This window comes from Pseudomonas sp. DWP3-1-2, from assembly GCF_049896285.1.
In the GTDB taxonomy this organism is placed as follows: Bacteria; Pseudomonadota; Gammaproteobacteria; order Pseudomonadales; family Pseudomonadaceae; genus Aquipseudomonas.
The window spans coordinates 83,079-96,709 of sequence record NZ_JAFCTZ010000009.1 but is presented as its reverse complement, the minus strand read 5'-3'; the positions used below and the strand labels follow the sequence as shown (position 1 = coordinate 96,709).

General features: G+C 60.5%; 15 protein-coding genes. 3 read left to right on the top strand and 12 right to left on the bottom strand.

What is annotated here, in order from left to right; translation table 11 throughout:
* Positions 1-7: 7 nt before the first annotated feature.
* Positions 8-1,273: an Hsp70 family protein gene (locus tag ACP7B0_RS18400; protein WP_426142987.1), complete on the bottom strand. Its 1,266-nt coding sequence runs from the start codon at positions 1,271-1,273 to the stop codon at positions 8-10.
* Positions 1,274-1,574: 301 nt separating this feature from the next.
* Between ACP7B0_RS18400 and cbpA the strand changes: the two genes are divergently transcribed.
* Positions 1,575-2,531, top strand: a complete 957-nt coding sequence (cbpA, locus tag ACP7B0_RS18395) for a curved DNA-binding protein (RefSeq protein ID WP_426142986.1) — start codon at positions 1,575-1,577, stop codon at positions 2,529-2,531.
* 2 nt (positions 2,532-2,533) lie between these two features.
* Positions 2,534-2,839 (top strand): chaperone modulator CbpM, encoded by a 306-nt coding sequence (locus tag ACP7B0_RS18390; RefSeq protein ID WP_426142985.1) that lies wholly within the window; start codon positions 2,534-2,536, stop codon positions 2,837-2,839.
* Between the two features lie 30 nt (positions 2,840-2,869).
* On the opposite strand, the gene ACP7B0_RS18385 is transcribed toward ACP7B0_RS18390, so the two are convergent.
* Complete coding sequence (locus tag ACP7B0_RS18385; protein WP_426142983.1) at positions 2,870-4,003, bottom strand: sensor histidine kinase; 1,134 nt, start codon at positions 4,001-4,003, stop codon at positions 2,870-2,872.
* A gap of 185 nt (positions 4,004-4,188) precedes the next feature.
* Here ACP7B0_RS18385 and ACP7B0_RS18380 point away from each other — a divergent pair, with 185 nt between their 5' ends.
* Positions 4,189-4,440, top strand: coding sequence for a hypothetical protein (locus tag ACP7B0_RS18380; protein WP_426142981.1), 252 nt, complete (start codon positions 4,189-4,191; stop codon positions 4,438-4,440).
* Positions 4,441-4,496: 56 nt separating this feature from the next.
* Here ACP7B0_RS18380 and ureC read toward each other — a convergent pair whose 3' ends face one another.
* From ureC to urtB, 10 genes are all read right to left on the bottom strand, one after another.
* Positions 4,497-6,197, bottom strand: a complete 1,701-nt coding sequence (gene ureC, locus ACP7B0_RS18375) for an urease subunit alpha (protein WP_426142979.1) — start codon at positions 6,195-6,197, stop codon at positions 4,497-4,499.
* Between the two features lie 167 nt (positions 6,198-6,364).
* Positions 6,365-6,670, bottom strand: coding sequence for an urease subunit beta (locus ACP7B0_RS18370; RefSeq protein WP_426142976.1), 306 nt, complete (start codon positions 6,668-6,670; stop codon positions 6,365-6,367).
* Positions 6,667-7,200: a GNAT family N-acetyltransferase gene (locus ACP7B0_RS18365; protein WP_426142974.1), complete on the bottom strand. Its 534-nt coding sequence runs from the start codon at positions 7,198-7,200 to the stop codon at positions 6,667-6,669. Before ACP7B0_RS18365 ends, ACP7B0_RS18370 begins: the two co-directional genes overlap by 4 nt.
* A 10-nt stretch (positions 7,201-7,210) precedes the next feature.
* Positions 7,211-7,756, bottom strand: coding sequence for a GNAT family N-acetyltransferase (locus ACP7B0_RS18360; protein ID WP_426142972.1), 546 nt, complete (start codon positions 7,754-7,756; stop codon positions 7,211-7,213).
* Positions 7,757-7,782: 26 nt separating this feature from the next.
* Positions 7,783-8,085, bottom strand: coding sequence for an urease subunit gamma (locus tag ACP7B0_RS18355; protein WP_027902525.1), 303 nt, complete (start codon positions 8,083-8,085; stop codon positions 7,783-7,785).
* A 147-nt stretch (positions 8,086-8,232) separates the two neighbouring features.
* Positions 8,233-9,072: an urease accessory protein UreD gene (locus ACP7B0_RS18350; RefSeq protein ID WP_426142969.1), complete on the bottom strand. Its 840-nt coding sequence runs from the start codon at positions 9,070-9,072 to the stop codon at positions 8,233-8,235.
* 48 nt (positions 9,073-9,120) lie between these two features.
* On the bottom strand, positions 9,121-9,819 hold the full coding sequence (gene urtE / locus ACP7B0_RS18345) for an urea ABC transporter ATP-binding subunit UrtE (RefSeq protein ID WP_426142967.1): 699 nt from the start codon (positions 9,817-9,819) through the stop codon (positions 9,121-9,123).
* A gap of 142 nt (positions 9,820-9,961) precedes the next feature.
* The gene (urtD, locus tag ACP7B0_RS18340; RefSeq protein ID WP_426142965.1) at positions 9,962-10,822 is read right to left on the bottom strand and encodes an urea ABC transporter ATP-binding protein UrtD; all 861 of its coding nucleotides are present in this window, start codon (positions 10,820-10,822) and stop codon (positions 9,962-9,964) included.
* On the bottom strand, positions 10,819-11,898 hold the full coding sequence (urtC, locus tag ACP7B0_RS18335; protein ID WP_426142962.1) for an urea ABC transporter permease subunit UrtC: 1,080 nt from the start codon (positions 11,896-11,898) through the stop codon (positions 10,819-10,821). The genes urtD and urtC overlap by 4 nt, the downstream gene beginning before the upstream one ends.
* Positions 11,898-13,487: an urea ABC transporter permease subunit UrtB gene (urtB, locus tag ACP7B0_RS18330; protein WP_426142960.1), complete on the bottom strand. Its 1,590-nt coding sequence runs from the start codon at positions 13,485-13,487 to the stop codon at positions 11,898-11,900. Before urtB ends, urtC begins: the two co-directional genes overlap by 1 nt.
* Between the last annotated feature and the right edge of the window lie 144 nt (positions 13,488-13,631).

Sequence of the window (13,631 nt, the reverse complement as noted above, 5' to 3'; positions counted from 1 at the left end):
TCAGCTTCTAGCCGTACCGCTTCTTCGCTTCAATCGCCAAGCCACTGCCGATGCTGCCAAAGATGTTGCCTTCTACATGGCGCGCATTGGGCAGCATGGCCGAGATGCTGTTGCGCAGCGCTGGTATGCCGCTGGAGCCGCCGGTGAAGAACACCGTATCCACCTGATCAACGCGCGCTCCGGCCTTGGTCAGCAGTTCGGAAACGCTGTTGCGCACGCGTTCCAGTTGCGAGTCGATGGCCGCTTCGAACATGACCCGGCTCAGGTCCACGCTCAAGCCCGGCTCAATGCGGTCCATCGCCAGATGGCGGTTGTCGGTGTGGGTCAGCTGGATCTTGGTTTCTTCCACTTCCATGGCCAGCCAGTGGCCTGCGCGCTGTTCGATGAGCTTGAACAGACGATCGATGCCCTGGGTGTCTTCGATGTCATAGCGCATGCTGCCCAGCGCCAACTGAGACTTCTGGGAGTAGACCGAGTTGATGGTGTGCCAGGTCGCCAGGTTCATGTGATGGCTGGTGGGCATGTAGGCCTGGCTTTTCATCCGGCTGCCATAGCCAAACAGCGGCATGACGCCCTGAATGCTCAGTTGCTTGTCGAAATCGGTCCCGCCGATATGCACGCCGCCGGTGGCCAGGATGTCTTCGTGGCGATCATCGTAGAAACGGCGGTCCGGTGACAGGCGCACCAGCGAGAAGTCGGATGTACCACCGCCAATATCGACGATCAGCACCAGCTCTTCGCGGGTAATGGTGGACTCGTAGTCAAACGCGGCGGCAATCGGTTCGTACTGGAACGAGACTTCCTTGAAGCCAATCTTGCGGGCGACTTCGGCCAGCGTGTCTTCGGCTTCCTGGTCGGCACCTATGTCGTCATCGACGAAATGCACCGGGCGACCCAGCACGACTTCCTCGAATTCACGGCCAGCGGTGGTTTCGGCGCGTTTTTTCAGCTCGCCAATGAACAGCGCCAGAAGGTCCTTGAACGGCATGGCTGTGCCCAGCACGCTGGTGTCGTGCTTGATCAGCTTGGAACCCAGCAGGCTCTTGAGCGAGCGCATCAGGCGGCCTTCGTAGCCTTCCAGGTACTCGTGCAGCGCGAGGCGGCCATACACCGGGCGGCGCTCCTCCATGTTGAAGAACACCACCGACGGCAGGGTGATCTTGTCGTCCTCCAGCGCAATCAGCGATTCCATGCCCGGTCGCAGCCAGCCGACCGTGGAATTGGACGTGCCAAAGTCGATACCACAGGCACGGGCTGGGGATTGGTCATTCATGTCTTTTACGTTCCAGTCAAAAAACGGCCGCGCAGTGTATGTCAGTGTACGGCGGATGCGTAGCGCGAAACGTCGGTTATGCTCAGTTATCTGCGGGCACCGACTTGAACTGTGACCGCTTGCCCCCAATCTTCAGGGAATTGTTATCAACACGGGCCCTCGAACGTTTCAGGTTTCAAGTCATCCTGTTCGGCGGCCGATATATCAAGACGTTAATTGATCCAGATGCCTCGAATGAGAGGATGCTGTGCGCAAAATAAGGTGCACCTGGCAGCGCTGGATAACAGGGGACGACCATTAGATGGACTTCAAAGACTATTACAAGATTCTTGGCGTGGAGCCGACGGCGGATGACAAGGCGATCAAAGCCTCCTACCGCAAGTTGGCGCGCAAGTATCACCCGGACGTCAGCAAAGAAGCGGGCGCCGAAGAGAAATTCAAAGAGGCCAACGAAGCTTACGAGGTGCTGAAAAGCCCGGAGAAGCGCGCTGAATATGACGAGCTGCGCAAATACGGGCAGCAAGGCCGGCCGTTTCAGCCGCCGCCTGGCTGGCAGAGCCGTGCAGGCGCGGGTGCGGGCGCCGGTGGGTTCGGCGGCGAGGACATGGGCGATTTTTCCGATTTTTTCAGTTCGATCTTTGGTGGTCGTGCGCAGCAGGGTGGTCGTGCGCGCAGCACTGGCCGCCGAGGACAGGATGTGGAGATGGAACTCGCGATTTTCCTGGAAGAAACACTGGCCACCGAATCCAAGCAGGTCAGCTTCAAGGTGCCGCAGTACAACCCCGCTGGTCAGCGGATGGCGGACATCACCAAAACCCTGAACGTGAAGATTCCGGCCGGTGTCGTCGATGGCGAGCGTATTCGTCTCAAAGGGCAGGGCGCACCCGGGGTTGCAGGCGGTGAGAATGGTGATCTATACCTGATTATCAGGCTGGCACCGCATCCCCAATTCGATGTGGAAGGCCATGACCTGATTATCACCGTGCCGCTGGCCCCTTGGGAAGCCGCGCTGGGTGCCAAGGTTGCCGTGCCGACGTTGACGGGCAAGATCAACCTGACCATCCGTCCTGACAGCCAGACCGGTCAGCGGTTGCGTGTCAAAGGCAACGGTCTGTTGGACAAGAAAGGGCAGCGCGGTGATTTGTACGCCCAGATCAAGGTCGTCATGCCGTCGTCCACCGACGAGGCCACCAAGGCACTCTGGCAGGCGCTGGCCGATAAGGCGGCGTTCGATCCTCGGGCCCAATGGAGTAAGTGATCATGAGCCACACCCTGATCGTAGAACTGGATATGAAGCAATTCTGTCAGGTGGCCAATATGCCGGCCGCCTACGTGATCGAAATCGTCGAACACGGCATTCTCGAACCTCAGGGTCGAAAGCCTGATGAATGGGTGTTTGATGATCAGGCTCTTTTCGTTGCCAGGCGCGCGGTCAAGCTGCGGCGGGAGCTGGAACTGGAGTGGGAAGGTGTTGCGCTGGCGCTGAATCTGCTTGATGAACTGGAGCATGTACGTGCGGAAAACCGCATGCTCCGGCAGCAGTTAGGGCGGTTTTTGCAGGACTAGGCGGGCCGCTCTCAAGCAGCCCGCGATCCATCACACGCTTTTAGGCAACACCACCGTAAACGTCGTCCCGTCATTCACATTGGAGGTGACGGTGATGCTGCCGCCATGGGCGTTGACCACTTCCTTGACGATGAACAACCCGAGGCCGAGGCTGGTCGTGGGGCCTTTTGAGGGGTGTTCGGCGGTGTTGCTGCGCACCAGCGGGTCAAAAATACTGCCGATGGCATCTTCTGCGATCGGGTTGCCCAGGTTGTGCACAACCAGTTCGACGTTGTTTTCCTCGCCGGTGATGCGGATGGTGATTTCCCGGCTGGCCGCACCGTGCTGCAAGGCGTTGCCAATCAGGTTTTGCAGCAACTGGTTGATGCGACCCCGATCCCACATACCGGTGGTATCACCTTGCACGCTCAACACCGGATAGGTGCCGGGATGACCGGCGGAGGCTTCGTCGATGGCCTCGCGACAGGCCTCCCCGAAATCCATGCGCTTGCGCTCCACAGGCAGACTGGCGCCGAGCCGGCTGCGCACGAATTCCAGCAGGTCGCTGACCATCGAGCCCATATGCTGCGTTCCCATCCTGATCCGTGCCAGGTGAGCGCGGCAAGGCTCGTCCAGTTTGGCCTTGAGCGCCAACAGATCGGTGGACATGCTCACGGCCTGCAGCGGGGCGCGCAGATCGTGGCCCAGGATCGCCAGGAAAATGTCTCGCGAGCGGGTAACCTGATCGGCATAGGCCGCGGTAGATTCGGCCAGGGCTTCGTCGATGGCTTCGTTGAAGCGAATCATGTCGGTGAAATACGCCAGGTCCGGGGTCTTCAGGTTGTCCACCCAGAGCCGGATCACGCTGGCGCGTAAATGCCGAAACTCAGACGTCATCTGCACCAGATCAAAACCGACAATGTGCCGCAATTCGCCGTGACTGGCGGCGGCTTCATCAAGGCTGGGGGTTTTCTTCAGATCCTCGCCCTTGGCCTTCGCCGCCTGCTCACTCTTGGTCTGAGCGGTATTCATGTCGCGCGCGGCACCCAGCAGAATCGCTTTGGCGTGGTCACGCAGCTCCGTGCTGCTCATTGAGTCCGCGGCCGGTTTGATGGTTTTGGCGAAGCTCTCCCACTCATCGACGATGCGGTCCACATGAGCAACGATGAATTCCGAAAGGCGCATGGCCGGGTACCTTGCTGCGGGAGCGGTGAGAAGAGATGACGCGCATCTTACCGCCTTTGACGGGGCCGACAAACAGCCGTTTCTCGTTCCGACCACAAGGCACTGTCATTTATGACAGGTAGACGCAGTCTTTGGGCAGTTGTAGGTTTATTGAGGGCGTTTGATCGCAGACAGGGAGGTTCATCATGTTGGAAACCGAATTCAAGGCGCTCATCGAAGAGCGGATAAACCATGCAGCGCAAAGAATAACCAGCAGCAAAAACGCGAAATTCGACGACGTCGCCTTCGGCAAACTCGGGTTTTACCTGTCGCTGCGTCGCGTCATCAACGGTACCAGTTCGGCCCAAGACATCGGCTTGTTCGATGCCATCAATGACACGCTGCAGGCTTTGAAGCTGCTCGACAGCGATGAGACCTTTCTCGCGGGCGTTTTGTAGCTCAGCCCCCTTGACCAAGGGGGCAAGCGCCCTGTGCCATGAAGCCCCTGTTCGCTCTAAAACAGAAAATAGCGTTGCGCCATTGGCAGAACGTCCGCCGGTTCGCACCAGAGTAAAACGCCATCGGCCTTGACCTGATACGTCTGCGGGTCGACGTCGATGTTCGGCAAGTAATCGTTGTGAATCAGGTCTTTCTTCTGCACGTTGCGGCAGCCCTTGACCACGCTGATGGTCTTTTTCAAACCCAGTGATTCGGGAATGCCGGCGTCGAATGCGGCCTGGCTGATGAAGGTCAGGCTGGTGGCGTGCAACGAGCTGCCGTAGCTGGCGAACATCGGACGGTAATGCACCGGTTGCGGCGTCGGGATCGAGGCGTTGGCATCGCCCATCAGGCTGGCGGCAATGGCGCCACCCTTGAGGATCAGGCTCGGCTTTACGCCGAAGAAGGCCGGACGCCACAGCACCAGGTCCGCCCATTTACCCACTTCAATGGAGCCCACTTCATGGCTGATGCCATGGGTGATCGCCGGGTTGATGGTGTATTTGGCGATGTAACGCTTGGCGCGGAAATTGTCGTTGCCTTCGCCATCTCCTGGCAGCGGCCCGCGTTGTTTCTTCATTTTGTCGGCGGTTTGCCAGGTGCGCATGATCACTTCGCCGACGCGGCCCATGGCCTGGCTGTCGGAGCTGAGCATCGAGAACGCGCCCAGGTCGTGAAGGATGTCCTCGGCTGCAATGGTTTCCCGGCGGATGCGGCTTTCGGCGAAGGCCACGTCTTCGGCAATGCTGGGGTCCAGGTGATGGCAGACCATCAGCATGTCCAGGTGCTCGTCGATGGTATTGCGGGTAAACGGCCGGGTCGGGTTGGTGGAGCTGGGCAGCACGTTGGGGAAGCCGCACGCCTTGATGATGTCCGGCGCGTGGCCGCCGCCCGCGCCTTCGGTGTGGTACGTGTGGATCGTGCGATTCTTGAACGCCGCCAGTGTGGTTTCGACGAAGCCGGACTCATTCAGCGTGTCGGTGTGAATGGCCACCTGCACGTCGTAATCATCGGCAACACTCAGGCAGTTGTCGATGGCCGCAGGCGTGGTGCCCCAGTCTTCATGCAGCTTCAGGCCGATGGCTCCGGCCTTGACCTGCTCGATCAATGGACCTGGCAGGCTGACGTTGCCCTTGCCGGTGAAACCGATGTTCATCGGGAACGAATCGGCGGCCTGAAGCATGCGCGCCAGGTGCCATGGGCCAGGGGTGACCGTGGTCGCATTGGTGCCCGTCGCCGGGCCGGTGCCGCCGCCGATCATGGTGGTGACGCCGCTCATCAGGGCTTCTTCGATTTGCTGCGGACAGATGAAGTGAATGTGGGTATCGACCCCGCCAGCGGTAAGAATCATGCCTTCGCCAGCGATGATTTCGGTGGCAGCGCCGATGGCAATGGTCACATCGGGTTGAATGTCCGGGTTGCCGGCTTTGCCGATGGCGGCGATCCGGCCATTCTTGATGCCGACGTCGGCCTTGACGATGCCCCAGTGATCGACGATCAGCGCGTTGGTGATCAGCGTGTCGACCACGTCTTCAGCCATCAGTTGGCCCTGACCCATGCCGTCTCGAATGACCTTGCCGCCGCCGAACTTCACTTCTTCACCATAGGTGGTGAAGTCTTTTTCCACCTCGATCCACAGTTCGGTATCGGCTAACCGAACGCGGTCGCCAACGGTCGGGCCGAACATGTCGGCGTAGGCTTCACGGCTGATCTTCATAGCGGTTCCTGGAATTCAAAAATAGGTCTGAGCGCGATCTGTTCAGGCGTGTGCTGGCGCGCGATAAGGTCGCAACGATTTCGCTGCGATGCTGTGTTCATTGCTGTTGCGGCTGCTTCGCACCCGATCGCGAGCAAGCTCACTCCTACAGAGGGCATTATCTGGAATCAAAGATCCCCCATCACGCGCCCGGCAAAGCCGAACACCCGGCGATGGCCTGCCAGATCCACAAGTTCCACGTCTCGCGACTGACCCGGTTCGAAGCGCACGGCAGTGCCCGCCGGGATGTTCAGGCGCATGCCTCGGCTGGCGGCACGGTCGAAAGTCAGGGCGTCGTTGGTTTCGAAAAAGTGAAAGTGCGAGCCCACCTGAATCGGTCGGTCGCCGCTGTTGGCGACGTTCAGGCTGAGGGTGCGGCGCCCGGCGTTGATTTCGATCTCACCGGGTTGAATCTGATATTGGCCAGGAATCATGCAGGTTGTCCCAGAGTCTTGAAATAGATGGCGGTCGGCGTGTAACGACCGTCCGGGCTTTGGCAGTAATTGGGTAATTCACCGACCCGGACGTAGCCCAGGGAACGATAAAACGCTTCGGCGGCCGAGCCGGCTTCCGTGTCCAGATGCAGCAGGCCGCGCTGATACTGCACGGCTGCTTTCTCCACCGCCTGCATCAATTGCTGTCCCAACCCGCGCCGTCGCGCACCATTGAGCACCAGCAGTTTCTGCACTTCGGCGCGGTTCAGCCCGTTGGGCTTCTGACACAACGACAACTGCGCACTGGCCAGGACTCTTTCGTCCTGAACCACCACCCAGAGCAACAGGCTGTTGCGTTCCAGATCGGTTTTCAGACCGTCGCACCAGGCATAGGCCTGCTCGACGTCCAGGTCCGCCATGAAGCCCACCGACGCGCCGTTTTTCACCGCGTCCAATAGCAACTCGACCAAACCATGGCGGTAGTGTGCAAAGCTTTCGGCGTTGACGCGTCGTAACTGGGCCGGATTCATGAGCGCCTCTCTAGTTCTGCATTGTCGGGGCTTGGGAAGGGGGCGCCGAAGCACCCGGTGTGATATCCAGTTGCATGAAGGTCAGGTCGAGCCAACGGCCGAACTTGGTGCCTACTTGCGGCATATGGCCAGATACGATGAAGCCTAGTCGCTGATGCAGGCGCACGGAGGCGGCATTGCCACTTTCGATGGCGGCCACCATTACGTGTTTGTTGCAGGCTTGCGCGCGCTCGATCAAGGCTTTCATCAGCAGCGGGCCGAGCCCGTTGCCGCGTTGGTCGGCCCGGACGTACACCGAATGTTCCACCGTATGGCGAAAGCCTTCAAACGGGCGCCAGTCTCCAAAGGCCGCGTAGCCCAACACTTCGCGGTTGGCGTCGGCGGCGATCAGGATCGGATAACCCTGGGCCCGGCGCGCATCGAACCATGCCTGGCGGTTGGCCAGGTCCACGGGTTGTTCATTCCAGATCGCCGTGGTGTTGAGCACCGCGTCGTTGTAGATGGCCAGGATGCCGGGAAGATCGGTTGCCAGTGCGTCTCGAATCAAATCAGTCATGTTCGCTTCCACAAAGCCTTGAAGGATCAGGCAATCGGTTGATGGACAGTCACCAGTTTTGTGCCGTCAGGAAACGTCGCTTCAACCTGGATTTCCGGGATCATTTCGGGAATGCCTTCCATCACTTGCTCGCGGGTCAGCAGCGTCGTGCCGTAGTGCATCAGGTCCGCCACGGTCTGGCCGTCGCGCGCGCCTTCGAGCAGCGCGGCGGAGATATATGCCATGGCTTCCGGATAGTTGAGCTTTACGCCACGGGCCAGGCGCCGTTCAGCAACCAGGCCGGCGGTGAAAATCAGCATTTTGTCTTTTTCGCGGGGTGTCAGGTCCATTTTTTTTCCGTTTGAAAGTGGTGGGTTCGTTCGAGGCCCGTTGGAGCGAGGCTTGCCCGCGAATGCCGTCGTTGGGTCGTGCAAGCGTTATCGGATGTACTGGCCTCTTCGCGAGCAAGCTCGCTCCTACAGAAGAACGAAAAGGTGTCAGGTACTCCATATCCTCGGTGCCAACGCCTCGCGGCCTAACAGTGCCGGGCGCAGCCGTTTCCACAGTTCGATCATCCAGGCCCGGGCATGCAGGGCTTCATCGGCCAGGCAACGCGCCACCAAAAGGCCGGGCAATTGGGTCAGGTCGCCCCGCACCGGGTGATCAAGTGAGCGGCAGGCCTCCAGCAACTCACTGTCCACTTCGCCGGTGATCAGCAGCGTGGCGAACACGGTTTTGCCATCCAGGCCAATCGGTGAATCCAGCAAACCGTCGCCACCGATGATGCGTTGCCGCTCATGCCAGAGCAATCGGCCATCGCGGCGGATGTCCAGATGTGATTGAAAATGCCCGCGAGTAAAGCGCTCGCCGCTCGCCGGTCGACCCAGCGCCACGACGTCCCAATACAGCAGTTTCGCGTCGCCTTTCAGCTCGATGCGTGTGGTGAGTTCCGCCTGGGCGGCGCTGAAGACGATGGTTTCCTGGGGCAACCATTCAAGCGTCGCGCCGGCCTCAACCGTCAGCTCCAGTTGCTGATAGGCCGGTCCGGCGGCGCGATACCATTTGGCCGCGCCAGGGCTGGTCAGTTGCGCCCAGGCATCAGGCCCGACATGGGCGCTGATATCCAGTCGGTCGCCCCCGGCAATCCCGCCGGGGGGATGCACAATGATGTGCTGACAGACGTGCGGGCCTTCGGGATACAGATGTTTCTGTACCCGCAGCGGACCTTTGTGCCGACGCTGGACCGGGCGCGTGCTGTCGCCAAAACGCCCATAGCCCAACTCCAGCTCGGCATGCCAGCTGGGGGTGAACAACGCGGTGTGGGCGGGAAGATTCATGGGGTCTTTATCGCAAAGTCGTGGGCCTGCACCTTAACGGAATGCAGGTCAGATGGTCACCAGGCCGCGTACACCTTCGGCCTCCATGTTTTCGCCGCGCCCCTGCTGGACGATCTCGCCACGGGACATCACCAGATACTGATCGGCCAACTCTGCCGCAAAGTCATAAAACTGTTCCACCAACAGAATTGCCATGTCACCCCGCGCGGAAAGCTTCTTGATCACCGCGCCGATTTCCTTGATCACCGACGGCTGAATGCCTTCGGTGGGTTCGTCGAGGATCAGCAAGCGGGGCCGACTGGCCAGGGCGCGGCCAATGGCCAACTGCTGTTGCTGACCCCCGGACAAATCCCCGCCGCGTCGATGCTTCATCTGCAACAGCACCGGGAACAGTTCGTAGATGAAGGCCGGAACCTCCTTGGCCTCCGAACCGGGAAAGCGTGACAAGCCCATGAGCAGGTTTTCTTCCACCGTCAGGCGCCCGAAAATTTCCCGCCCCTGGGGCACGTAGGCAATGCCCGCGTGAACCCGCTGATGGGGCTTGAACCCGGTGATGGCTTTGCCTTCCCACTGCACTGCGCCTTCTTTGGCCGGCAGCAGGCCCATGAGCACTTTCAGCAGCGTGGTCTTGCCCACGCCGTTGCGCCCCAGCAGGCAGGTGACTTCACCGACTTTTACGTCGAAGGACAGGCCACGCAGAATATGACTGCCGCCGTAGTATTGGTGAAGCTTTTCGACCTGGAGCATGGCTGGTTTCTCACGTGTTGTTGGAGCGAGTGGGCGGCGTTCCGACTTGCCCGCGAAGAACGATAACGCGGTTTGTCTGACCCGCCGATGTGCCTGGTTCGCGGGCAAGCCTCGCTCCAACAGATATCATTTCAGGGGCGCTTTAGCGCCCGAGGTAAACCTCAATCACCCTTTCATCGGCCTGCACATCAACCAGTGAGCCCTCGGCCAGAACACTGCCCTGATGCAGAACGGTGACGTGATCGGCAATCGAGCCGACAAAACCCATGTCGTGTTCCACCACCATCAACGAGTGCTTGCCCGCCAGGCTCTTGAACAGCTCGGCGGTGAATTCGGTTTCGGCGTCGGTCATGCCCGCGACCGGTTCGTCCAGCAGCAGCAATTGCGGGTCCTGGACCAGCAGCATGCCGATTTCCAGAAACTGCTTTTGCCCGTGTGACAGCAGACCCGCCGGCCGCTGCATGGACGAGGTCAGGCGAATGGTTTCCAGCACTTCATCGATACGGTCGCGCTGTTCGCCGTTGAGTCTGGCCCGCAGGCTGGCCCACACCGATTTGTCGGTCTTCTGCGCCAGCTCCAGGTTTTCGAACACGCTCAAGGCTTCGAACACCGTGGGTTTCTGGAACTTACGGCCAATCCCCGCCTGGGCAATCTGCACTTCGCTCATCTGCGTCAGGTCCAGGGTTTCACCGAACCACGCTTTGCCATGGCTGGGCCGGGTCTTGCCGGTGATGACGTCCATCAGCGTGGTCTTGCCCGCACCGTTGGGGCCGATGATGCAGCGCAGTTCGCCCACGCTGATGTACAGATTCAGGTCGTTGAGCGCCTTGAAACCATCGAAGCTGACGCTGATGTCTTCCAGCGTCAGGATCGTACCGTGCCGGGTATTCAGCCCGGTTCCGGCCGCCTGCCCAACACCCAGGGCATCGCGGCTGGTGCCGATATCGGAGTTGGGGTTGAGGATCGGTTCAAGCATGAACGCGGGCGTCGGGGTGGTTTTCATTGCTCGCTCCTTTTCTTGAGCAGGCCGATCACGCCTTTGGGCAGATACAGCGTGACAATGATGAACAGCGCGCCAAGGAAAAACAGCCAGTATTCAGGGAAGGCCACGGTAAACCAGCTCTTCATGCCATTGACCAGACCCGCGCCCAGCAAGGGGCCGATCAACGTGCCGCGCCCACCCAGCGCGACCCAGACGGCGGCTTCGATAGAGTTGGTCGGCGACATTTCGCTGGGGTTGATAATCCCCACTTGCGGCACATACAGCGCACCGGCCAGACCGCACAACACGGCGCTCAACACCCAGACGAACAGCTTGAAGCCACGCGGATCGTAGCCACAGAACATCAAACGGTTTTCCGCATCACGCACGGCGGTCAGCACCCGGCCAAACTTGCTCTGCGCCAGACGCCAGCCCACATACAGGCTCGCCACCAGCAACACCACCGTGGCCAGAAACAGCGTGGCCCTCGTGCCTTGAGAGCTGATGCTGAACCCCAGAATGCTGCGAAAGTTGGTAAAGCCGTTGTTGCCGCCGAAGCCGGTCTCGTTGCGGAAAAACAACAGCATCCCGGCGAAAGTCAGGGCCTGGGTCATGATCGAGAAATACACGCCCTTGATCCGCGAGCGGAAGGCGAAAAAGCCGAACACCAATGCCAGTAAACCGGGCGCAAGCACCACCAGGCACATGGCCCAGAGGAAGTTGTCCGTCCCGGTCCAGTACCACGGCAGCTCAGTCCACGACAGGAAGGTCATGAACGCAGGCAACCCGTCGCCCGCCGCTTCGCGCATCAGGTACATGCCCATGGCGTAGCCACCGAGGGCGAAGAACAGGCCGTGGCCCAGCGACAGAAGCCCGGCGTAACCCCAGACCAGATCCAGCGCCAGTGCGACGATGGCGTAGCACAGAATCTTGCCCACCAGCGTCAGCGTATAAGCCGACACCTGAAAGCCGTTATCGGCAGGCAACAGCGAAAGCAGCGGCAGCGCCAACAGCACCGCCAGTACCAGCACGCCCACGGCAACGGTGCCCTTGGGGCCGATTTTTTGTGCGGCAGTGACCATCAATGGTTGGTTCATCAGTCGATCACCCGTCCTTTGAGCGCGAAGAGGCCTTGCGGACGTTTCTGGATAAACAGAATGATCAGCGCCAGGATCAGAATCTTGCCCAGTACGGCGCCGATTTGCGGTTCGAGAATCTTGTTGGCGATGCCCAGCCCGAAGGCCGCCATCACGCTGCCGGCCAGTTGCCCGACGCCGCCCAGCACCACCACCAGGAACGAGTCGATGATGTAGCTCTGGCCCAGATCCGGGCCGACGTTGCCGATCTGGCTCAGCGCCACGCCGCCCAGCCCGGCAATGCCGGAGCCGAGCCCGAAGGCCATCATGTCGATGCGCCCGGTGGGCACGCCGCAGCAGGCGGCCATGTTGCGGTTCTGGGTCACGGCTCGTACGTTCAGGCCCAGGCGTGTCTTGTTCAGCAGCAGCCAGGTCAGCACCACCACGAACAGCGCGAAGGCGATGATGGCGATGCGGTTGTAAGGCAGCACCAGATTGGGCAACACCTGAATCCCGCCGGACAGCCATTGCGGGTTGGCGACTTCGACATTCTGCGCACCGAATGCCAGGCGCACGGCCTGGATCAGCATCAGGCTGATACCCCAGGTGGCAAGCAGGGTTTCCAGCGGACGGCCATAGAGGTGGCGAATCACAGTGCGTTCCAGAACCATGCCGATCACGGCGGTGACAAAAAAGGCCACCGGCAGGGCAATCAGCGGGTAGTACTCGATGGCGCCGGGCGCATAGCGCTGGAACATCAGTTGCACGACGTACGTGGAGTAAGCCCCGAGCATCAACATTTCGCCGTGGGCCATGTTGATCACGCCCAGCAGCCCGAAGGTAATCGCCAGCCCCAGCGCCGCCAGCAGCAGAATCGAACCCAAAGACATGCCGCTGAAGGCCTGGCCGAGCATCTCGCCAACCATCAGCTTGCGCTTCACCTGCGCCAGACTGGTTTGCGCTGCCATGCGCACGCTGGCATCGGTCTCGACGCCGGGGGTTAACAAGGTTTCAAGGCGAGTTCGGGCCAACGGATCGCCGGTTTCCCCCAGCAGACGCACGGCCGCAAGGCGCACGGTCGGGCTGGAGTCCACCAGTTGCAGATTGGCCAGCGCCAGCGTCAGCGCAATGTGTACGGCGTCGTCCTGTTCGGCGGCGACTTGCTCGGTGAGAAAGGCCAGTTGCGCGGGACGTGCGCTTTTCTGCAGTTGCAATGCGGCGGTCAGACGCAGTTTTTCGTCAACCGTCAGCAGTTGGTGACTGGCCAGCGCGGTATCGACCAACCCGCGCAGGCGATTGTTCAGGCGCAATTTGCGCGGTTCATCAGGGGCTGTCGCATCCGGTGCGGCGGGGGCGTCGGCATCCACCGCCACGTACTTGTCGCCGGTTTCGATGTAAGCACGCTTGCTGCTGTCCACCGCCACGCGGCCATCTTGCAAAGCGTTGATCAACGCAAGGCGTTCGGGCACCGGTTTGGCAGCCCAGGCTTCCAGCAGCTCGGCTTGCTGGCTGGAACTGGCCGCCACGAAATCACCCGCATCGCTGGCGTGTGCCGCCATGGGCAGCAGCAGGGCGAGGGTGACGATGAAACGGTGCAGAAAATGGGGCATATCGTGGGTCCTGAAAAACGACCAGCCGTGGGGCGTGGTGCCCTTGTGGGGAGCCCCGGGTTTGCGTGGGACCGGCTTTAGCCGGGAAAACGGTATGCCAGACGACGCAGATGCGGCGAATATACCGATGTCTTCCCGGCTAAA